Origin of the sequence: Kitasatospora sp. GP30 (genome assembly GCF_029892145.1) — a bacterium.
Classification (GTDB): Bacteria; Actinomycetota; Actinomycetes; order Streptomycetales; family Streptomycetaceae; genus Kitasatospora; species Kitasatospora acidiphila.
On record NZ_JARZAH010000042.1, the window covers coordinates 41,862 to 63,324 of the forward strand.

Annotated in this window: 17 protein-coding genes; 6 read left to right on the forward strand and 11 right to left on the reverse strand. The window is 69.8% G+C overall.

Features of this window, described 5'->3' with window-relative positions; genetic code table 11:
- Positions 1-112: 112 nt before the first annotated feature.
- The gene (locus P3T35_RS34410; RefSeq protein WP_101383370.1) at positions 113-1,681 is read right to left on the reverse strand and encodes an IPT/TIG domain-containing protein; all 1,569 of its coding nucleotides are present in this window, start codon (positions 1,679-1,681) and stop codon (positions 113-115) included.
- A gap of 756 nt (positions 1,682-2,437) precedes the next feature.
- Positions 2,438-3,334 carry an N-acetylmuramic acid 6-phosphate etherase gene (locus P3T35_RS34415; RefSeq protein ID WP_101383369.1) on the reverse strand — a complete coding sequence of 299 codons (897 nt, stop codon included), beginning with the start codon at positions 3,332-3,334 and terminating at the stop codon, positions 2,438-2,440.
- Positions 3,335-3,434: 100 nt separating this feature from the next.
- On the opposite strand from P3T35_RS34415, the gene P3T35_RS34420 reads away from it, so the two are divergent.
- The gene (locus P3T35_RS34420; protein WP_101383368.1) at positions 3,435-3,923 is read left to right on the forward strand and encodes a carboxymuconolactone decarboxylase family protein; all 489 of its coding nucleotides are present in this window, start codon (positions 3,435-3,437) and stop codon (positions 3,921-3,923) included.
- Between the two features lie 15 nt (positions 3,924-3,938).
- Here the strand turns inward: P3T35_RS34420 and P3T35_RS34425 are convergent, their stop codons facing one another.
- From P3T35_RS34425 to P3T35_RS34465, 9 genes are all read right to left on the reverse strand, one after another.
- The gene (locus P3T35_RS34425; protein ID WP_101383367.1) at positions 3,939-5,486 is read right to left on the reverse strand and encodes a glycosyltransferase family 39 protein; all 1,548 of its coding nucleotides are present in this window, start codon (positions 5,484-5,486) and stop codon (positions 3,939-3,941) included.
- Positions 5,483-7,117, reverse strand: coding sequence for a phospholipid carrier-dependent glycosyltransferase (locus P3T35_RS34430; RefSeq protein WP_101383366.1), 1,635 nt, complete (start codon positions 7,115-7,117; stop codon positions 5,483-5,485). Before P3T35_RS34430 ends, P3T35_RS34425 begins: the two co-directional genes overlap by 4 nt.
- Before the next feature lie 20 nt (positions 7,118-7,137).
- Positions 7,138-8,394 carry a glycosyltransferase gene (locus P3T35_RS34435; protein WP_101383365.1) on the reverse strand — a complete coding sequence of 419 codons (1,257 nt, stop codon included), beginning with the start codon at positions 8,392-8,394 and terminating at the stop codon, positions 7,138-7,140.
- A gap of 127 nt (positions 8,395-8,521) precedes the next feature.
- On the reverse strand, positions 8,522-12,649 hold the full coding sequence (locus tag P3T35_RS34440) for a choice-of-anchor D domain-containing protein (protein ID WP_101383364.1): 4,128 nt from the start codon (positions 12,647-12,649) through the stop codon (positions 8,522-8,524).
- 162 nt (positions 12,650-12,811) lie between these two features.
- Positions 12,812-13,420 carry a response regulator transcription factor gene (locus P3T35_RS34445; RefSeq protein ID WP_101383363.1) on the reverse strand — a complete coding sequence of 203 codons (609 nt, stop codon included), beginning with the start codon at positions 13,418-13,420 and terminating at the stop codon, positions 12,812-12,814.
- A 21-nt stretch (positions 13,421-13,441) separates the two neighbouring features.
- On the reverse strand, positions 13,442-14,566 hold the full coding sequence (locus tag P3T35_RS34450) for a histidine kinase (protein WP_101383362.1): 1,125 nt from the start codon (positions 14,564-14,566) through the stop codon (positions 13,442-13,444).
- A gap of 62 nt (positions 14,567-14,628) precedes the next feature.
- Complete coding sequence (locus P3T35_RS34455; RefSeq protein ID WP_218976727.1) at positions 14,629-15,072, reverse strand: hypothetical protein; 444 nt, start codon at positions 15,070-15,072, stop codon at positions 14,629-14,631.
- Between the two features lie 531 nt (positions 15,073-15,603).
- Positions 15,604-15,813: a hypothetical protein gene (locus tag P3T35_RS34460; protein WP_101383361.1), complete on the reverse strand. Its 210-nt coding sequence runs from the start codon at positions 15,811-15,813 to the stop codon at positions 15,604-15,606.
- A 357-nt stretch (positions 15,814-16,170) separates the two neighbouring features.
- Complete coding sequence (locus P3T35_RS34465; protein ID WP_101383360.1) at positions 16,171-16,434, reverse strand: hypothetical protein; 264 nt, start codon at positions 16,432-16,434, stop codon at positions 16,171-16,173.
- Between the two features lie 120 nt (positions 16,435-16,554).
- On the opposite strand from P3T35_RS34465, the gene P3T35_RS34470 reads away from it, so the two are divergent.
- The 5 genes from P3T35_RS34470 to P3T35_RS34490 all read left to right on the forward strand — a co-directional run bounded on the left by P3T35_RS34470 (position 16,555) and on the right by P3T35_RS34490 (position 21,352).
- A complete protein-coding gene (locus tag P3T35_RS34470) occupies positions 16,555-17,367 on the forward strand; it encodes a helix-turn-helix transcriptional regulator (protein ID WP_101383359.1) in 813 nt (270 codons plus the stop codon).
- 10 nt (positions 17,368-17,377) lie between these two features.
- Positions 17,378-17,587, forward strand: coding sequence for a DUF397 domain-containing protein (locus tag P3T35_RS34475; RefSeq protein ID WP_101383358.1), 210 nt, complete (start codon positions 17,378-17,380; stop codon positions 17,585-17,587).
- A gap of 119 nt (positions 17,588-17,706) precedes the next feature.
- Positions 17,707-17,910 (forward strand): DUF397 domain-containing protein, encoded by a 204-nt coding sequence (locus tag P3T35_RS34480; protein WP_101383357.1) that lies wholly within the window; start codon positions 17,707-17,709, stop codon positions 17,908-17,910.
- 186 nt (positions 17,911-18,096) lie between these two features.
- Positions 18,097-18,924: an alpha/beta hydrolase gene (locus P3T35_RS34485; RefSeq protein WP_101383356.1), complete on the forward strand. Its 828-nt coding sequence runs from the start codon at positions 18,097-18,099 to the stop codon at positions 18,922-18,924.
- Between the two features lie 1,039 nt (positions 18,925-19,963).
- Positions 19,964-21,352 carry a hypothetical protein gene (locus tag P3T35_RS34490; protein WP_143676976.1) on the forward strand — a complete coding sequence of 463 codons (1,389 nt, stop codon included), beginning with the start codon at positions 19,964-19,966 and terminating at the stop codon, positions 21,350-21,352.
- Positions 21,353-21,463 lie beyond the last annotated feature (111 nt).

Genomic DNA, 21,463 nt, shown 5'->3' on the forward strand with positions numbered 1-21,463 from the left:
CCCCCGCCCACGGTGGGGGCGGCATGTGACCACGACGGCGGCGATGATCAGGCCGAGCACGTCGGTGGCGATGCCCCGCTTGCGGCCTGGACTCTTCTTTCCCGGGCAGGGGTCAGGGTTCGATGACTCCCGCGTGGTCGCTGGACGGCGACAGGATTGCTGACGGGGTGCTTCCGCCGGCGAAGGAGACGTCATAGCCGCCGTTGGCGAGGATGAGCGTCAGGATGAGCGTCTCGTTGAACCGAGCGATGCCTTGGGTGTCGGTGACAGCGACGCCCAGGAGGTTGCTGCCGATCTTGAAGATGATGGTCTGGCCGGGCACCGGAAGGCCGGTGACCTGGTCGGCCAGTGCGGCGGTCAGGAACGGGAAGTACACGTGCGGCGGGAACAGCTTCGCCAGCGCCGGGGTCGCGGTCAGCGAGGCGGCGTGGACGGGCAGGACGTAGGTGAAGCCGTTCACCAGGCTGGCACTGCCACCAGGAGTGGTGACGGTGACCGTCGCGGGACCGACCGCGCCGGGCGGGGTGGTGGCGGTGAGCTGCGTGCCGGCGGCGTTGACGCTCACTCCGGTGGCGGGGTTGCCGCCGATGTCGACGCCCGCCCCGGTCAGGTTGGTGCCGATGATGGTCACGACCGTGCCGCCCGTGGTGGGCCCTTGGGTAGGGTTGATGCTGGTCAGCGTCGGGGCGAATTGGATGACGCTGACGTTGTTCGAATTGATGTTGCTGACGTAGACCTTGCCGTTGACGGCGACCGCCACGGCGATCGGTCCGCTGCCGACGGGGATCGGGGCGCCGACGACGGTGTTGGTGGCGGTGTCGATCACCGACACGCTGTTCGACGCTCGGTTGGCCGTGTAGGCGATCCCGTTGAGGCCGACCGCGATTCCCCATGGCTGGTTGCCGACGGCGATCGGGGCGCCGACGACGGTGTTGGTGGCGGTGTCGATCACCGACACGCTGTTCGACCCGATGTTGACGACGTAGGCGTTGCCGTTGGGGGCGATCGCCACGAAGTTCGGCTGGGAGCCGACGGCGATCGGGGCGCCGACGACGGTGTTGGTGGCGGTGTCGATCACCGTCACGGTATTCGACCCCCGGTTGCAGACGTAGGCGTTGCCGTTCGGGGCCACCGCCACCCCGACCGGCTGGGAGCCGACGGGTATCGGGGCGCCGACGACGGCGTTGGTGGCGGTGTCGATCACCGACACGGTGTTCGCGGCGAAGTTGGTGACGTAGACGTTGCCGCCGGGGATGGCCGCCGCCGTGGCCGGCTGGTTGCCGACGGGGACCGGGGCGCCGACGACGGTGTTGGTGGCGGTGTTGATCACCGTCACGGTGTTCGACCCGCTGTTGGGGACGTAGGCGTTGCCGTTGGGGGCGACGGTCAGCCAGACCGGCGTACCGCCGACGGGGATCGGGGCGCCGACGACGGTGTCTGTGGCGGTGCTGATCACCGACACGTTGGCCGACCCGGAGTCGGTGACGTAGAGGTCGCCACTGGGGGTGAACGCCAGCCCGACCGGGCTGGAGCCGACGGGGATCGGCGGGATGGTCAGAAGTGTGAGCGCCGGGGCTGCCGCTCGGCTCACCTCGCCCGCCCCGGCGGGCAGCCACGCCTGGCCGGGGAGGTAAAGAAGCTGTGGCACTTCCTGCTGCGTTGTCTGGAGGGTGGTACTCATGCGGATCCCTTCGGAAGGAGCCGCCCGCGGCCCGGCAAGCTTTCACATCGGAGCACGCAGGTCCAGCGCTCCCTGTCCGGGCTGCCACAACCCACCATCACAGAAGCCACGTCACGAAAACGCAGCGGGCTGCGCACCCCGAGAGGGATGGGCAGCCCGTTTGGTTCGGTACGGGGCATTTCCCCACGCTGAGGGGTACCGAAACACCATCCGGGCCTTAACAGCGGACCCCTGCTGCCGGCGTGGCGGACACGATGACCCCAACGGTGCCGTGGCTACTGCCACGCCCGTCCGTACCCGCCCGAAGACGTTCCTGACCGCGGCCGTCACGGGAGGATGGCGCCAGCCGGGCTGGGCTCTCACCAGTCGTTGCCTGGCTGGTAGTTGATGTGCCGCCTGAGTTCCGCAGTTGGTGGGCACGCGGATGTGTCGAAAATAGGGGTTGAGCTGCAATACCGGTCAGTCAGGCCGTTTCGGCAGGTAGAGGCGGGTGCCAGGCCACTTTCAGGGTGGACTGAACGCGATCGGGATCGCGCCAGGTTGAGCTTCCCCCGGTGTGCGGGAGGTGCTGATCAGCTGGTCAGCAGGGGTTGACGGGGCTTCAGGTTCACTTGGTCGGCCGCTGCCTGGTTGGCGTAGTGCTTGCTCTTGGACGGCCTCCTCCCCGCCCGACGCGACCGACAGTGCGAGCGAGTCAAGAAGCCGCCCATCTTCGTAGCTGGCCTCGCAACGGATATCACCTCACAAACCGTCCTCTCAGGACTGCCTGTTGAGCGCCCGCACCGCCGCCCACGGGTGGCCGTGGTGGGCCGCGAGGGCGGCGCGGGCGGCGGCGGGGGTGGCGCCGGTGACCAGGGTGACCAGGGCGGTGGGGGTTTCGTCGGCGCAGGCGGCCAGCACCTCGGCGGCGGTCTCCGGGGGCACCTGGCAGGCCGTCACCAGGGTGCGGACGGCGCGCTCGCGCAGCTTGGCGTTGCGGGCGGAGGCGGCGATCATCAGGTTGGACCAGGTGCGGCCGCTGCGCACCATCAGGGCGGTGGAGAAAGCGTTGAGGGCCAGCTTCTGCGCGGTGCCCGCCTTCATCCGGGTGGAGCCGGTGACCACCTCGGGGCCGGTGTCCAGGGCGATGTGCAGGTCGGCCAGCGGGGCGAGGGGGGCGGCCGGGTCACCGGAGAGCAGCGCCGTCGCCGCACCGATCGAACGGGCCTCGCGCAGGGCGGCGGCGACGTAGGGGGTGCGGCCGCCGGCGGTGACCCCGATGACCAGGTCGCCGCCGACCGGGGCGTCCTCGGGGTGCTCGTCGGGCGCGTGGTCCTCGGCGTCCTCGCGTGCGGTGCCGCGGGCGCCGGGGCCGCCGGCGAGGTGGGCGATCACGGTTTCGGGGCCGACGCCGTAGGTGGGGCCGAGTTCGACGGCGTCGCCGAGGGCGATCCGGCCGCTGGTGCCGGCGCCGTAGTAGTGGATCCGCCGGCCCGCGCGCAGCACGGCGAGGGCGGTGTCCACCAGTTCGGCCAGTTGCGGGAGCGCGGCGCGGACGGCGGCGGGCACGGTGGCGTCCTGGTCGTTGATCAGCTCCAGGAGTTCGAAGGTGCCGAGTTGATCGATCGTGAGGGTGTCGGGGTTGCGCTGCTCGGTCGGCGGTAGGGAAGGCATCGGCAGCTCCTGGATGTGTGCGTCAACTGCCCGGCAGCGTAGGGGACCGAGCGGGTGAATCGGCAAGAGTCGGGCAGTGGGACGTCGGTATATTGCGGCCATGACAGCACCTGAGCCCCGTCTGAATCTGCGTCAACTCTCCCGCGACAACTACGCCGCGCTGCTGAAGCTGAGCGCCGTCGTCGACCAGGCCGCGCTGGACGCCGGTCTGGAGAAGCCGCTGCTTGAGCTGGTCCGGATCCGCGCCTCGCAGATCAACGGCTGCGCGTTCTGCCTGGACATGCACACCAAGGACGCCCGGCACGCGGGCGAGACCGAGCAGCGGATCTACGCCCTGAACGCCTGGGCCGAGACCCCCTTCTACACCGAACGCGAGCGCGCCGCCCTGGAGTTCACCGAGGCGGTCACCCTGGTCCACGACGGCCAGGTGCCGGACGACGTCTACCAGCGGACCGCCAGGGTCTTCAGCGAGCCCGAACTCGCCCAGCTGCTCTGGGTAGCGACCGTGATCAACGCCTTCAACCGGCTGGCGATCACCCCGCGCGTGCCGGTGGGCGGCTACGTCGCGGGGGATCCGTCCAGCATCTGAGGGCTTACAAGAACGTCAACTCCGCTGCCAGACGGTGTACTCCTGCTCACCGTGGCTGGTTCCGGCGGGCAGCGTGGCCAGCAGGTGGTAGCCGCTGCCGGGGGCCTTGAGGGTGGTGGTCAACTCCTTGTCCAGGGCGGCGGTCGGCCCGTCGTCGAGCACGACCAGGCTGAAGTAGTGGTCGGCGATGGCGGCGCGATAGGCGGGCAGGTTGGTCAACTGGTGCCCGCCGGCGTCGCCGTACTGGAAGAAGTAGGTGTTGAGCCACTGCTGCGGCTGCGACTGGTCGCGCAGGTAGTAGCGGGGTACCTCGTCCTCCTCCATCAGGTAGCGGTCCTGCCCGGGGTGGACCAGCGGACGCAGCGTGCTGACCAGGCCGGACGAGTCGGGCCAGCCTTCGTACATCGGGCCGGCCGCATGCCCGGCGTAGAGGGCGAGCACCCCGCAGGCGCCGATCGCGACGCCCGGCACCGCACGGCGCAGCAGCGGCACGGCGCCCCGGAAGGCGGGCAGGCCGGAGAGCCCGGCCAGCCCGGCACCGGCCACGGGTGCGGCGAACAGCAGCCCGAACCCGATGTGCTTGTGCAGCGAGACGCTGGTCCCCAAGTGCGCCTGGTAGACGGTGGCGAGCAGCGCGGTGCCGGCCAGCAGCGCCCCCAGCAGCGCGGGCGCCCAGGAGCGCCGCCGGTGCAGCAGGAACCCGACTCCGACGACGGCGAGCACGAACACCCAGCCGCCCCAGACCAGCGACAGCCGCACGATGTTGGCCAGCGGTTCGCCGCCTGCGGCCCGGTTGACCGTGGTCTGGGAGAGCCCGGCCCGCACCTCGGGCCCGGCCAGCGCCAGCCCGACCGCCGCCAACCCGCCTGTGCCCGCCGCGAGTAGCGCACCGCGCAGCATCCCGCGCCGCCAACTGAGCCCTAGTGCGGGCCCGGTGAGCACGGCGGCGAGCACCACGGTCGGCAGGTAGAGCGCCGAGGCGTACTTGACGCCGCAGGCGAGCACCAGCGGCAGCGCGGCGGGCATGACCAGCAGCGCCGAGCGGTGTGCGGTGCGCACCGTCCACCAGAGTGCCAGTGCCAGCAGCAGAACTGACGGCGCGTCATAGGTGGCCAGCCGCCCGAGGAACAGCGCGGGCGCGCTGGTGGCGAACAGGGTGCTGCCGATCACGGCAGCCGGCTTGCCGTACAGCCGCCGGGTGGTGGTCCACAGCAGCGCCGTGGCGCCGAGCATCATCAGCAGGCTGAACGCCCGCACGCCCTCCAGGCCGAACGCGTCGTCCATGACGGCCGCCGCCACCGGGTAGAGCACCGGGATGCCCGAGAAGTACGAGGCGTAGTTGTCCCCCACCGGGGTGCCGTGCAGCAGGTGGCCGAGTTCGCGGTGTCCGGCGTAGGCGTACAGCGCCTCGTCCTCGAAGGCGGTGTTGGCCAGCCGGTAGGCCAGCGCGCACTGCACCAGCAGGATGGCGATCAGCGGCAGCCGGTCGGCGACCGCGCTGCGCACCCGCCCGGCCCGCCGCTGCGGCACGGCGTAGACGGACAGGACGTCGATGGCGGTCACTGCCCGCTCCCGGTGTGGTCGACCTTCTGGATGGTGATCTGCTGCTGGCCGGTGCCGAAGGTGGCGACCGTGGTGGAGTGGGCGATGGCGGCGCGCACCGTGGGCAGGCCGTTGGGATCCTGCCGGATGATCGAGGTGAGCACCACGTAGTCGAGGTCCTGCCAGCCGTGCGGCAGGGTGCGGGTGACGGCCGGGTCGAGGTCGACCTTGTAGAACCAGATGGCGCCGAGCCCGGGTTGGAAGCCGTCCCGCACCGTGTCGAGCCACATCGCGTCGTCGACCACGATCCGCTGGTGGGCGGGGTCGGGGATGTTGGCGCGGATCCAGTCGGCGGCGGCCACGTACTCGTTGTTGGAGTAGGCGGTGTCGGCGGTCTCGTCGCCGGCCTCCCACTGCGGTGCGACCACGCCGGCGAGGGCGATGGCGAGCACGGCGACCAGGTCGCGCGGGCCCAGCCTCCACCGCCCGAGCCCGAGCCAGTCCAGCCGGCCGAGCACCCCGAAGCGCAGCCGCAGCAGGCCGCGCACGCCGGTGTCGGCCATTCCGGCGATGGCGAGCGCGAAGAACGGGATCACCTGGATCACGTACATCGCGGGCAGGTAGCCGTTGGGCCGCATCGCCACCGCGACCAGCAGCACGGCGGCCACCCCGATCTCGCGCAGCCGGCGCACCGCCAGGGCGGCCAGGGCGGCGGCCGTCCCGGCGTAGATGAGCAGCGGGTCGCGCACCAGCCACCAGTGCAGGGTCAGGTTGGAGACCGACCCGGCCTTGAGGATGTTGCCGGAGCCGCCGCGGCCCAACTGGTACTGGAGCGCCCCGATCAGCGAGTTGTGCCCGGTTCCGGGGAACAGCTCGCCCTTGAGCACCGCGTAGAGCAGGTACTGGGCGCCGATGGTGGAGAACGCGATGAAGAAGCCGACCAGCGAGAACTTGCGGGTGGCCTTGTCGGTGCCGCGCCAGACGGCCATCACCAGGGCCGGCGCGGTGATCAGCATGGTCTCCTTGGAGAGCACCGAGACGGCGGCGCACAATCCGGCCGCGATGTGGTGCCACAGGTGCCGGCGTGGTGAGAGCGCGCAGGCGAAGGCGGCGAGCATCCAGACGGCGGCGAAGTTGTCCAGGTAGATCTCGCGCTGCATGGTCACCGAGAGCGGTGACAGCCCGAAGACCACGGCGGCCAGCGCGGCGGCCCAGCGCGGCAGGTTGATCCGGCGGCCCACCAGGTAGGTCAGGGCGGTGCCGGCCGCGCTCACCGGCAGCATGATCACCCGGGCGTGCATCACCACCAGGGGGCCGTGCCAGATCAGCGCCGGGATCCAGGAGAGCGCGGCGATCTGCACCCAGCCCAGCGGCGGGTGGTCGTACCAGTAGCTGTAGTGCGCGAGCCCCTTGCCGTGCTGGATCGCCCAGGCCTGCGCGAGGTAGGTGCCCTCGTCGTCGCTGACGGTGGGGAAGTTCTCGATGTTCAGGCCCTGCACCAGGACCACGGCGACCACCAGCAGTGCGGTGATCACCAAGTCCGGTCGGGTGGCCAGCAGTTGGGCGAGTCGGCCGCGGGGGTCGGGCGCGGCCGGCTCGGATATCGGATCGGGGCGTTCTTCATCCAGAACTGTCTCGACGACAGTCGCCATCGGGTTTCTTCCTCCCCGGTTCAGGAAGCGGTGCCCGCTTCGACGCCCAGGTGGGCGCCGACGTGGCGGGTGAGTTCCCAGTCCTTGCGCCCGCGCAGCTCGCGCCAGACCGCGCGGATCGCCGCGCCGGCCAGGATGAGCTGGTAGAACGGGCCGCCGATGATCAGCTTCACGTAGTGCGACGGCTTGATCGTCAACTGGTACTGCTTGCCGAAGTCGTGCAGTCCTACGGCTTCAAAAGCGAACATCGCCACCATCGGAATCAGCGGCGAGAAGGAGATCAGCGCCACCACGTCGGGCACCGAGCTGAACAGCGCGACCGCCACCCCGACCAGAATCAGCAGGCCGGAGAAGGCCTGCACGAAGGGCGTGGCGAGGGTGTAGCGGGCCAGCATCCGCTGCCGCAGGCTGGGCAGCGAACGCCAGTCCCGCTTGCGGTAGACCTGGAGGAATCCCTGGTTCCACCGGGTGCGCTGCTTGAAGAGGGAGACCACCGAGTCCGGCGTCTCCTCCTTGGTGACCATCGCGGAGTCGTAGGCCACCACGACCTTGGCGCCCTGGCTGGACAGCCGCACCCCCAGGTCGCAGTCCTCGGCCAGGCAGTTCTGGTCCCAGCCGTCGTTGGCCCGCAGCCGGTCGGTGCGCACGAAGACCGTGTTGCCGCCCAGCGGGATGAACCCCTTGGCGGCGTGCAGGTGCAGCCGGCTGCGGAACCAGAAGAAGTACTCCAGGCAGTTGCGCAGGCTGTACCAGCTGGAGTGGAAGTTGATCAGTTGCACGCCGCCCTGCACCACGTCGGCCGCGGTGTCGCGGAACGCGTGGTCGACGTGCGACAGCAGGTCCGGGTGGACCTGATCCTCGGCGTCGAAGACGCCCACCACGTCCCCCCGGCAGGTGGGCAGGGCCGAGTTGAGCGCTTTTGGCTTGTTCTTCTTCTCGTGGGTGTCGGTGACGACGAAGACCTGCTCCGGATGGAGCGCGGCCAACCGGTGCGCCACCTCGGCGGTGTCCGGATCGTCGTGCCCGACGATCACGATCACCTCGAAGTCCGGGTGCGTGGACTCCAGGAGGCGCAGCACGGTGCGTTCCAGGACGGCCTGCTCATGGCGGGCCGGCACCAGCAGTGAGAAGGAGAGCGCCCCGGTCCCGTCGGGGTCGGCGAACTTGGTTGCGGCGAGCGTCTCGGGTGTGCGCCACGCGTGCAGCATCCACCACAGGGTGAATACCGCAACGGCGAAGAGCATGAGTGAGCACAGCACTATGACTGCTGAAATCATGAAAAATGTCCCCCCAGCACGAACCGGTCGAATCCCGGTCCGAAACTGGATTATTGACGAAGGTTCAGTGCAGGGGGGCGGTTTCACCTGCTTTTGACTCGCCCGTAGCGGTTTGGTTCAGGACAGATCAGGAGGTGTACGCAATCGTCGGCGCGGAGACCGCGAAGGTGTCGGTGGAGGCACCCACGCCTGCGGTGAATGCCGCGAGCACCTTGCTGGGCAAGGTGACCGGGACGTCCACCTGTTGGGTGCCGTCGATCTTCACCACCAGATGGCTCGCGGTGGTGACGGTGATGTCGATCTGGTGGCTGCTGCCTTGCAGGGCCGGGATGTTGGTGTCGGCGACCAACGGCGTGATTCCGGAACTGCCGGCCGCGGTGGTGCCGACTCCCAGTACCGGCGCGGAGTTGACGCCGAAGTTGCCGAACACGCAGAGCCCGGTGACCACGGCGTTCCGCCCGCCGGCGCCGAGCCCGCTGCCGCCGCTGCCCAGCGCGCCGGCACTGTTGCTGGAGGCGTCGAGCAGCGAGAAGGTCATGCCGTCACCGGGCGAGCTGCTGGTGCTGCTGATCTGCTCGGTGAAGGTGGCGTGAAGGCCAAGTGGAGAAACCGCCTTGGTGTTGACGATCGACCCCGCAGCGGAGTGCTGACCGTCGGTGGTCAGGTTGACGGTGCCCGCGTTGTCCACTGCGACACCGTTCAACTGCCAGGAGCTGTCGGTGAATCCGGGCAGGGTGCCACCGCTGGTAGTGGCCGGTTGTCCGGTGCCGGAGAGCGAGACGGTGACCGTGCCACTGGTGGTGGTGATGGTGAAGGTGCTGTTCTGGGCGCCGGTCAGAGTCGGGGTGAAGGCGACCGGAACGGTGATGCTGCCGCCGACCGGCACGGTGGTGCCGTTGCTCGGCAGGGTGGCGCCGAACGGAGCGGCCGGGGCGCTGCTCGCGCTGACCGTCTCGGTGGCGGTGCCGTTGTTGGTCAGCGTCACCGACTGGTTCGCGGTGCTGCCCACGGTCGCCGAGCCGAACACCACGGCGGACGGCGTCGCGGTGAGCGGCTGCGGGCCGCTGGTCGCCGCACCGGGCGGGGTGATCACCGCGTTGCTGACCGCGTGCACGTCGGTGGACGCGCCGGTGGAGCCGGTGAAGCCGACGTAGGCGCTTGCGGGGATGGTCCCGGCGGCCGGCACGTAGTCCAGCAGCGCCGTGCCGTCCAGCGACACCTTGACGTGCCCGCCGGCCACCGTGACGGCGACGGTGTGGGTGCCGGTGCGCAGATCGCTGGGTGCCTTGGCGTAGGCCAGGTAGGTCAGGTTGTCGTGGCCGCTGCCCGGCCCGGCCGCGATCCCGACGAAGTTGCCCATGCCGGTCTGGCCGCTCCAGGAGCTGACCAGGTCGATGCTGAGTCCGGGCAGTCCGGAGAAGCCGAGCCCGCCGCCGGCCACCCCGGTGGCGGTGGCGCTGCCCTTGGTCGCGTCGACCAGGGCGTAGGTCATCCCGTCACCGCCGCTGCCGCCGCCCAGTTGAGCGGTGAAGGAGGCGGTCAGGCCGTCGGTGGCGACCGGCGAGCCGTAGAAGGCGGAACCGGACTGGTTGCCGGTGGCGGCGGTCAACTGCACCGTGCCCGGGGTCGGTTGGGTGGTGCTGCCGTTGGTCTGCCAACCGGTGGGCGGGGACGGCAGGTTGGCCAGTCCGGTGCCGGTCAGCTGGACGAACATGTCGCCCTGCCCGGTGTTGCCGGTGACTTCGTAGCTGTCCGCGAGCGGGCCCGCGGTGCTGGGCGAGAAGACCACCGGCACGGCGATGGACTGGTCGGGGCCGATCACGGTGCCCTCGGCGATCGCGTTGGGGCTGCTGAAGGTGCCGACCGGCGCCTTGGCCTTGTTCAACGTCACCGGGATGTTGCCGTCGTTGGTGACGGTGAAGCTCAACTGCTGGGAGCTGGTGCCGACCGGGATCGACCCGAACGCCAGGGTGCTCGGCGTGATGGTCAGATGCCCCTGCCCGGTGATGGCGCTGCCGGTCAGCGGCACGGTGAAGGTGCCCGAGGTGGAGGTGACCGAGAAGTTGTCGTTGCTGGTGCCGGCCACCGTGGGGTTGTAGGTGATGCTGACGATGAACGAGCCGCCGGGCTGGATCACCGTGCCGACGGCCGGCGCCCCGCTGACGGTCCACGGCGCGGCGGGCGTGCCGATCGCGCTGATCGTTTCACTGCCGGTGCCGGTGTTGGTGAACTGCACGCTCGTTGAATCCGGCACGCCTGTGGGCTCGTCGGTGTAGCTGACACTGGACGGCGCGGTGGCGAAACCGGCCTTCACGCCCGAGCCGGTCACCGAGAAGCCCACCGTGCCCACGCTGGTGGCCAGGTTGACGATGCCCGAGGTGGCACCGGCCGCGGTCGGCGTGAAGCTGACCGGAATCGACAGGGTGTCACCGACGGCCATGGTGTGCGGCAGCGTCGGCGCGGTGACCGCGAACGGCGCGGCGGTGCTGACGCTGTTGACGGTGAGCGCCTGGGTGGCGGTCACGGTGAGCGTGCCGGAACCGCTGGAGCCGACGTTGACGGAGCCGACCGCCACCGGGGAGCCGGTCAGCGCGGAGGCTGCCGGGCGGCCGAAGGACAGCAGGTGCCCGTCCCGGGTGCCGATGTAGACGTGGCCGTTGCTGGTGGTCGGGGTGGTGAACTTGCTCGCGGTGCCGATCGGGCCGGACCACAGCAGGCCGAGTGACCCGTCCGCGTCCGGCGTGCCGTTGTACGCGTACAGCGTGCCGCCGTTGCCGTACATGTCGTTGGCCTTCTCCACCCAGACGGTGGCCGAACCGGCGGTGGTCCCAACGGAACTGACGATCGGTGAGCCCTCGTTCAGATAGCCGAAGTTGATGCTCCCCTGGCCGACCAGGGCGAGCGCGGGCGTGCCGTTGCCGGCAGTGCCGATCTTGAAGGCCTGCATCGGGCCGCCGTTGCCGGAGTAGTAGACGTAGCCGCTGCCACCGCCCCAGAACGCCGGGTGGCAGTAGCAGCCGTTGTAGGGGCCGAGAGTCTGCACGTTGGCGTCGGTGCCGTTCGGGCCCTGCGAGTGGCCGCCCAGGTTGTCCCGGTTCAGCAGGAAGATCCGGCCGTCCTTGCCCTCCTCCACCGCCAAGTGCGGTACGGCGGAGGTGCCGTAGCCGTCCGGGATGGCCATCACGCCGCCGGAGCCCAGGTCGCGGTCGTTGGTGTCCAGCATGGTGGCATCGGACGGGCTGAAGTAGTCGGTCGCCTTGAGCGAACCGTCGGACTGCACGGCCAGGTTGATGACCGACTCGGACATGGTGCTGGGCGGGTTGCTGCCCGGACCGGGCGGCGGCGAGACGCCGTTGCCGGTGGAGAACATGATGTGGCCCTGGGCGTCGGCGACCAGGCCGCCGCCCGAATCCCAGATGCCGCCGCCGTGGTTGGCGGTGCCGGTCTCGTCCGCCCACAGCGCGGTCTGGGTGCCGGCGGTGGAGACGCCCGCGACATAGCCGCGCCAGGCGCCGACGTCGCAGACCGACCCGAAGCCCGCGTACACCACGCCGTTGAGCAGCAGCAGCCCCGGCCGCTGCCCCTCCTCGACCGGGTTGAACACCACGCTCGGGTCATTGCCCGGCGACCCGCCGATCACCACCGGGAAGCCCGGCTTCTCGGCGCCGGTGGCCGGATTGACCGCGTGCATCTTCCAGATCGGCGACTGGTGGTACTGGCCGCCGTCCTCCTTGGAAGTGAGGAAGAGGTAGCCGCTGGCCGGGTCGTAGACCGGGGTCGAGGTGATCCCGATGTAGGGGGCCAGGTCGCCGCAGGACCAGCCGGCGCCCGGGGTGGTCACGCCCGAGGCCGGCCACGGTGCGCCGTAGCTGTCGGTCCACTTGACGGCGCCGGTGGTGGCGTCCATGCCGTAGACGTGGTTGGTCTCGGTGGCCACGATCACCGTGCTGCCGAGCACCACCGGTGCGGCGTAGACCTGGCCGTCGACCGCGCTGGAGAACTGCTGGCCGAAGTCGGAGGAGCTGACCTGGGCAGGGGTCAGGCCGGGCTCGTTCTGGTCCCAGCCGGTGCGGTAGTTGTCGACCGAGATGGTGTTGGAATCGGCGTGCGCGGCGGTCGGCCCGGTGAGGGCGAGCGCGCTGGTGCCGAGCGCGAGCAGGGCCGTGCTGAGCAGCGCGGCGGTGGTGCGGCGGCCGGCGCTGGTGCGGTGCCCGGCGCCGGTTCGGCGGCGGGCACGGCTGAACAGTACTTTCATCTATGGAACCCCCCTGAGTCCGGACGTGCAGAAGTCCGGACGACTGTGCAGAGGAGCTCAAGCTAGCGATACGTCAGATCATGTGTATGACGTTTGGTCAACTCTTAGACAATCAGTGGAAGAATGTGGCATGGGGTCCGCTCGCTGGGAGGACGCAGCTGGTCAGAGCCAGCCTCGTTCATCGGCGACCCGCAGCGCCTCCGTGCGGTTGCGGGTGCCGGTCTTGGCGATGGCAGACGAGGCGTAGTTCCGGACCGTCCCCTCCGACAGGTAGAGCTTGCCCGCGATCTCCGCCACGCCCGCGCCCGAACGGGAGGCGTTCAGCACGTCCCGCTCCCGGGCGGTGAGCGGCGACGCCCCCGCCGCCAAGGTCGCCGCGGCCAGCTCCGGATCCACCACCCGCTCCCCCGCCGCCACCCGCCGGATGGCATCCGCCAGCACCTCGGCCGGTGCGTCCTTCACCACGAAGCCCACCGCGCCCGCCTCCATCGCCCGCCGCAGGTAGCCCGACCGCCCGAAGGTGGTCAGCATCACCACCCTGCAGTCCGGCAGCTGCTCGGCCAGCACCGCGGCGGCGGCCAGCCCGTCCAGCCCCGGCATCTCGATGTCCAGCAGCGCCACGTCCGGGCGGTGCTCGCGCGCCGCGTCCACCACCTGGTCACCGCGGCCCACATCGGCCACCACCCGGAAGTCGTCCTCCAGGTCGAGCAGCGCCCGCAGCGCGGTGCGGATCAGCTCCTGGTCGTCCGCCAGCAACAGACGGATCGTCATACCGCGCCTCTCCTGCCAAGATCACAGGGCTACCCGCAACCGCCAACCGTGTGGGTCCAACGGACCGGCCTCGACGGTACCGCCCGCCGCCGCCACCCGCTCACGCAACCCGGTCAGCCCCTTGCCGTTCCCGGCCCCCGCTCCCCCGACCCCGTCGTCGCCGATCTCCACCGAGGAGGCGGTCACGGCTACCGTGCACCTGGTCGCCCGGGCATGGCGCACCACATTGGTCAGCCCCTCCCGCACCACCCAGCCGAACAGCTCCCGGTCGCCGGCGGCCACCATCTCGGTGGTCGTCGGCAGATCGGCCACCACCCCCGCTGCCCGCAGCAGTTCGCGGCCCCGGGCCAGCTCGGCGGCCAGCGTCACCTCGCGGTAGCCCGAGACCGCCGCCCGCACATCGGCCAGCGCCTGCCGGGAGAGGCCCTCCACCGCTGCCATCTCCGCCAGCGCCTCATCCGGGGCCTTGGGTGTGAAGCGTTGCGCCAGGCGGCTCTTCACCGTGATCGCGGTCAGCGAATGGCCGAGCAGGTCGTGCAGATCGCGGGCGATCCGGTTGCGCTCCGCCTCCGACGCCAGCCGGGCCACCTCGGCCCGGGCCGCCACCAACGCCCGGTTGGTGGCGGCGATCTCGGAGAACGCGCCCGCCACCAGCGCGGTGAAGAACAGCGCCAGCGCCTGGAACACCGCCGGGCCGCTGTTCCAAGGGCGCACCGCCCAGGGCACCAGGAGCGCGGCGGCCGTTCCCACCACCATGGCGTGCGAGGCGTACCGCCGCCGGAACACGGCGAAGAACGCGACGATGACGGTGGCCAGGAAGAAGGCGTCCTCATGGGCGAACGGCAGCGCGGCGACGAACAGCGCCGCCATGACCCCCAGCAGTGCCGTGGACTGCCGCTGCCGGCAGGCGGCCATCGCCGCCGCGGCCGCCAGGTAGACGGCGCCGAAGACGGTGACGATCACGTACCCCGCGACCGCGCCGGCTCCGTGGGCGTACTGCGACACCCCGGCCGCGGCGAGCCCCGGGTAGACCAGCATCCCGTTGGCCAGCATCACCCGCCGCCAGCCCTGCGCCCAGCGCGCCGGGTCGCGGGGCGGGGGCTCCGCTGCGCCCCGCACCTGGTCCTGCCGGCCGTCGCCGTTCATGCTCGGATCGCCTCTCTCGCCTCGGCTGGTCTACGGCGTTCGGTCGGCGTGCCCCGACCGGGTCAGCGGTTCGCGAACTGGGTGCGCAGCTGCTGCCCGTTCGCTATGACGGCCACGCCCACCAGGAGCAGCCCGCAGAGCACCTGCTCGATCTTCATCCACATCGGGTACCCCGCCGTCGCCACCAGGACCACGATGACGGCCGCCACGATCGGCGCACCGAACCGCAGCCGCAGGTACGCCCTGCGCGACCCGGCCGCCGCCCGGCGCACGAACAGCAACGACAGGCCGGCACTGACCACGACGCCGATCCCCCGGCTCATCGCCGCCTTGTTCACCATCGAGTGGTCGTTCATGAAGGCGAGAAGGACGACCACGGTGACCACGCTCAGCGCGACGTAGGCGATCACCAGTTGCTGGACGGTACGGAAGGCGCGCACCGTGTCGGGGTGGTCCAGGCCGTTCTGGCTGCTCGGGCTGGTCTGGTTCGTGTTGCTGAAGCTCATGGCATCCATCCTGGCTGTGGGTAGGGCAACCGTGCAGTGTGCTCTCACACGAGAGCGTCATGACAAATGTCAATGGGGCAGCACGCGCTACGTCACACCGCTTCTGACGGACCGCCGGCCCAGGGCCGTTCGAGACTCCTACCCCCGCCGGCCTCGATGGAGTGGCCTTGATGACGCCACGTCAAAACCTGTCAGTAACAACGACGATGCCCCCAGCCCGAGTCGGGCGGGCCAATGATGGCATTCGACGCTGATTCCTGGGAAGCCGCCGGGTGCCTCGATCACGGTGATACATGGGCACATTCACGGCACTTCAGCGGAAAGTGGTCGGCAGCGGCGAAATCGGCGGTTGCCCGTCGTTCCCGCGCAGTTATGGACGGGCCTCAACGTCTCCGGAGATGAACAGCGGCACCGCATCCGCGCGATCTTCACTCCGGGCACAGATGCCAACGGGTCCAGGACGCCGGCGGGTTCACTGCGTCGGCCCGGGTGGGCGGGCCGACGCGGGCGTGCTGCGGGGCGCGGGGACCCTCAGGGCGTCGGGTCCGCGAGGTCGGAGGTGATGCGGGCGTGCAGCTGCTTCATGGTGGCGAGGGTGTCGTCGATCTCGGGGCAGGGGCCCTTCTCGACGGCCAGGGCGTCGAGCCTGCGGCCGAGGGCACGCAGGTCGGCGAGCGCTGCGTGGCGGTCGAACGGGTCGTCGAGGGTGTGGCCGGGCTCGGGGGCGCTCGGGGTGCTCATCGCGGGGGCTGCCTTTCGTACAGGGATTTGGGAGTTGGGGATGAGTGAGGTGAGTCGGGCCAGTCGCGGGGCGCCGCGCCGCCCAGGGCGGCGCGGCGCAGCATGCGGTTGGCACGCTCGAAGCCGAACAAGCACCAGGGGACGGCGACTTGGGCACCGCCGTCGACGGTGATCACCGGCCCCGGGGCGACCAGGGTGGGGCGGCCGCAGCAGTGACAACGACCCGGCCGCCACTTGGTGATGGGCGGCACGGGGATCTGCCAACCTCTGGTCACCGCCGGTCCTTTCGGAGGCGGCGGCATCCGGCCGTGGTGGCGAGCGCCGAGCCGCTGTTGCGGGAGGGGCGGGAGGGGCTGGTCACGGCGCCACCTGGGAGTTCGTCCTGACCGTGGGGGTCACCGGACCCAACTTGGGCTCGTCATGGACGGGTTCGATCTCCGACGCGGGGACCTCCCACTCGTACCCACCGCGCGGGGGCCGCAGGTAGACGGTGGGGTGCTTCTCGTACCCGGGGCCCATATAGGTCCCGACCCGGCCGGTGATGAGATCCCGGACAAGCTCCCCGAGTTGGGGGGCGTACAGCGCCCGGGGAGGGTGCGAGGGGTTGGGGTGCACACTCATCGCGGTCGCTCCTTTCTGTGATCGAGCAGTAACAGCATCGGCAAATGGAGCTACGCTCGAAAGGACCCCGCACTTGACAGTTGCTCCAAGGGGGACTCAGATCCGAAAGGGTGATCGACCATGCGGCGCACCGAACTTGACCCCTCCGCCGGCCCCGGCGCCGCCTTCGGCGTGCAGTTGCGCAGGTCGCGAGAGGCGCTGGGGCTCTCGCAGGTGACCTTCGGCAAGCAGATCGGGTACAGCGACACGTTCATCTCGTGCGTCGAACGGGCGACGAGGAATCCCTCCTACGACTTCGCCGTGAAGTCGGACAAGGCGTTGCTCACGGGTGGGACGCTGGAGTTGATGTGGTGGAGCCTGAGGCACAAGGCGCTACTCGAAGGGTTCCCGGAGTACGCGGCCCAGGAGGCGAAGGCAGCGGAGATCCGCCACTTCGAACTGGGGATCATCCCTGGGCTACTGCAAACCCCGGAGTACGCCAAGGCCTTCGCCATGGCGGCGGTGCGGCGGGGCAGCGTCACCAAGGAGGAGGCGGAGGAGCGACTGGAGTTCCTGGCCTCCCGTCAGCGCCGCCTGGAACGGGCGGACGGCCCGCTGCTGCATGTGGTCCTGGACGAGGGGGCCATCCGGCGCCCGGTCGGAGGAGCGACGGTGATGCGCCGTCAGTTCCGGCGCCTTGAGGAGCTGTCCGAGCGGCCCAACGTGACGATCCAGATCGCGCCGTTCAGCCTGGCCGAAGAGCTGCCGTTCACCATGGTCGTCACCCTGCTGACCATGTCCGATCGCTCAGTGGCTGCCTACTCGGAGTGCCAGCTGCGGGGCTTCCTGGAGCGAGATGGTAAGACCGCTCGGACCTGGGAGAGGCAGTACCATCAGCTGCAGGTGGAAGCCCTTTCAAAGGGCGCGACCCTGGAAATGCTCCGCAAAGCTTGAAAGGAACGCCATGACCCGCCCGCTCGACGTAGACCTCTCAGGCGCCGCCTGGTTCAAGTCCAAGCACAGCAACAACGGCGGGACGTGCGTGGAAGTCGCCGCGAACATCCCCGGTGTCATCCCGGTCCGCGACTCCAAGAACCCCACTGGCCCGGCCCTGGTCTTCACCCCCGGGGCCTTCGCCGCCTTCGTCACCGGCGTCAAGAACAACACCATCTGACGCACCCTCGGGACCCCGCACCCTCTGGCCCGCCAGGACCAGAGGGTTTCCCATGCCCGCACACCGGTTACCACCACGAACGTCGGCCCAATCCGCGCGCCACGAAAGGACGTTCACCCATGAACCACACCCCCACCCCCACCTGGTTCAAGTCCTCCCACAGCCAAAACGGCGGCAGCTGCGTCGAGGTCTCCCCCAGCCTCCCGCGCGCCGTCCCCGTCCGCGGCTCCACCAACCCCGCCGGCCCCGCCCTCACCTTCCCCCGCGACGCCTTCGCCGCCTTCATCACCAGCGTCAAGGCCGGGTCCCTCGGCTCGATCTGACGCATCACCAGTACGTCGTCAGGCCGATCGGGTGATGGCCGGCAGGCTTCCCGCGATGCGTCGGCAATGGGCATACACGGCGTTCATAGAGTGCCGGGAGATCGATCCATACAGCTCTCTGTCCTCTGTGCAATTGCCGTGGCGTGGAAGTCCAACCGTCCGGCGGACCAGACAAGGAAGACCACCGTGCCCACCCTGACCACGCGTGACGGCGTCGAGATCCACTACAAGGACTGGGGGAGCGGACGTCCGGTCGTGTTCATCCACGGCTGGCCGCTGAGCGCGGACGCCTGGGACGACCAGCTCAAGCTGGCCGCCGACCACGGCTTCCGCGCCATCGCCCATGACCGCCGCGGCCACGGCCACTCCGAACAGCCCTGGCACGGCTACGACTTCGACACCTTCGCCGACGACCTCAACGACTTGATCACCGCGCTCGAGCTACGCGACGCGGTCCTGGTGGCCCACTCCATGGGCGGTGGCGAACTCGCCCGCTACATCGGGCGGCACGGCACCGGCCGGATCAGCAAGGTCGTCCTGCTGTCGGCGATCCCGCCCCTGATGATCAAGACCGACCACAACCCGGAGGGGGTGCCGGCCGAGGTATTCGAGATCATCAAGAACGGCATCCTCGCCGAACGCTCCCAGTTCTGGAAGGACTTCGCACCAGCGTTCTTCGGCGCCAACCGCCCGGGCAACAAGGTCACCCAGGGCAACCAGGACGCCTACTGGCTGCTGGCCATGCAGCAGAGCGTCAAGGCGGGCGTCGACTGCGTGACGGCCTTCGCGCAGACCGAGTTCACCGAGGACCTGAAGAAGTTCGACATCCCCACCCTCATCATCCACGGCGACGACGACCAGATCGTGCCGATCGACGCCACCGCCCGCAAGGCCGCCAAGATCATCCCGAACGCCGTCCTCAAGGTCTACGAGGGCGGCTCGCACGGCATCGCCAACGTCCCCGGCGAGAAGGAGCGGTTCAACCAGGACCTGCTGGCCTTCCTCCAGTCCTGACCATCCGTCAGCCCCCGGCGCTTACTCGAGATCACTTTGACGACACTGCCTAGGTCTGGCCGGAGCCGAGGAAGAAGCTCCCGCCGCGGCCGACCGGGCTGGACCCGTACAAGGCGGTGGTCGACGGGATCCTGCGGGCTGACCTGGACGCGCCGCGCAAGCAGCGGCACACGGTCACCCGGACGTGACGGTGCGGCTCGCCGGCGAGCTGGTGACTTGCTACCGCTGGACGGGCTGCGGCGGTTCCCCGAGATCGGTCGGGAGGAGCTGTTCCGGTTCTTCACGCCGACTGCGCCGGACGTGGCGCTCGTCGATCCGGGGCGGGGGTCGTGGTGCGGCGGACCGCCTTGGCACCTGGGCTTCGGCGCTGGTACTCAAGTTCTCCAGCCGACATCGCCGCTTCCCCCACAGCCGCGTCTACTTCCCGGAGGAGGGGGTGGCGTTCGTTGCCCGGCAGATGCGAGTGCCGGCCGGCGATGCCCAGCAGCCTGACGGGGTGTCCTCGACCTGGCCAGGACACAGCGGGTGAGTTCTCACATGGCCGTCATGTAGGCAGCGCCATACGGCTGAGCCGCACCCGACACGGCACCGATCACCCCGGCGTCGGGCGGACGAGGTGGTAACTGGGTTTTGTCACACCATCACATGAGTCGCCCGCCCTCATATTGCGGCCTCGAAACATGCCCGGCGTGCCCGGGCCCCTGGAAGATCGCGACAGCCCGCCACACGCGGGTGGGGGTTGCCTCGGACGATGCCTGCTCCAGGCGGCCGAGCGGGTCAGCTCACCGACATGCTCGGAGGATTGATGCACGTATCCCGTGCCTTGCGTTCGATCGTCGCCGTCGCCTCGCTGGGAGCGGCGCTGGTGGCCTCCCCCGCGTGGTCCGCCACACCCGCCGCCGCAGCCGCACTCAAGCCGGCCGTCCACACGCAGGCTCCTCGGTCCGCGGACTCCGGACCCGCGGTGCACCATGACACCTCGCCACCGTTGCGTGAACTACGGCAGAAAAACGGACAGCGCCCGTCCATCCCCAGCGTCATGCCCCCCGGAAAGGTGCCGCACCCGTCCCCCGCCAAGGCCGCCCGTCCCGACCGGGTGGTACAGGACCGCGACGGCAGCCGGGACCGGATCCGGTTGGGCGTCAGTTTCGAGGGCATCCGGGAAGGCGGGGGCGTCCCTCCCGACCCCAACGCCTCGGTAGGCTCCCGCCAGATCGTGGAGATCACCAACTTCGACCTCGCGGTCTACTCCAAGACCGGTGCCACGGTACTGGGGCCGCTGACGACCCAAACCCTGTTCAGCGGGTTCGGCGGACCGTGCGAGACCGCGCAGAACGCCGACATCGGGGACCCCGTGGTCCGCTGGGACTCCCTGGCCAACCGCTGGATCATCAACCAGTTCGCCCTTGACGCGGCAGGCAACGCGAATCGCCTGTGCGTGGCCGTCTCCCGCACCCCGGACGCCACCGGCGAGTACTACCGGTACGACTTCGGGTACCACCACTTCATCGACCACCCGAAGGTCTCGGTGTGGCCTGACGCCTACTACGCGGCCCTCACCACCGGGGTGTTCTTCGAGACGTGCGCCTGGGACCGGCACAGGATGCTGCGCGGAGCCGACGCCGACCAGCAGTGCTACATCCTCGCGTCACCGACCATCCCGCTCAGCTCGGACCTCGACGGCACGACCCCACCCCCGCACGGCGAGCCCAACCTGCTGATCGCCCTCAACCCCGCCTACAACAGCCTGCAGTACTGGCGGTTCCACGTCGACTGGGCAGACCAGACCCGCACCACCGTCACGGGCCCAAGAGAGCTGCGGGTCGCCCCCTACACCCCGGCCTGCGCGAGTACCGATCCCACCCAATGCGTCCCCCAGGCCGGCACCACCCAGAAACTGGACTCGCTCTCCTACTCGGCCATGTACCGGCTCGCCTACCGCAACTTCGGCGACCACCAGTCCCTGGTCGTCAACCACGCGGTCGACGCCCCCGGCGGCGTGGGGGTGCGCTGGTACGAACTGCGGCTGGACCGCGGCCGACCGGTCGTCCATCAGCAGAGCACCTACGCTCCGGGGCCCACGTACCGGTGGATGGGCTCCGCAGCCCAGGACAAGGAGGGCGACATCGCCCTGGGATACTCGTCGTCGTCCTCCCAGGCCCATCCCTCGATCCGCGTCACCGGACGCCTGGCGCACGACCAGCGGAACGCGATGACGTTCCGCGAGACCACCGTGTGGACCGGCACAGGCTCCCAGACCGGGAGCAACCGCTGGGGTGACTACACCTCCATGGCGATCGACCCGGTGGACGACTGCACGTTCTGGTACACCAACCAGTACCAACCGGCCGATGGCACCGGAAACTGGAACACCCGCATCGCCTCCTTCCAGCTCTCCGACTGCCACGACCCCCACCGCCACGGGTGACACCCTCGGCGGACGACTGTCGGCGGCGGCTGAACCGTGACCCACTTTGGACGGTTGAGTTCTGACCCTCGCGTCGTCGTTGGCCTTGTTCAGTCGTTGTCGGTGGTGCGG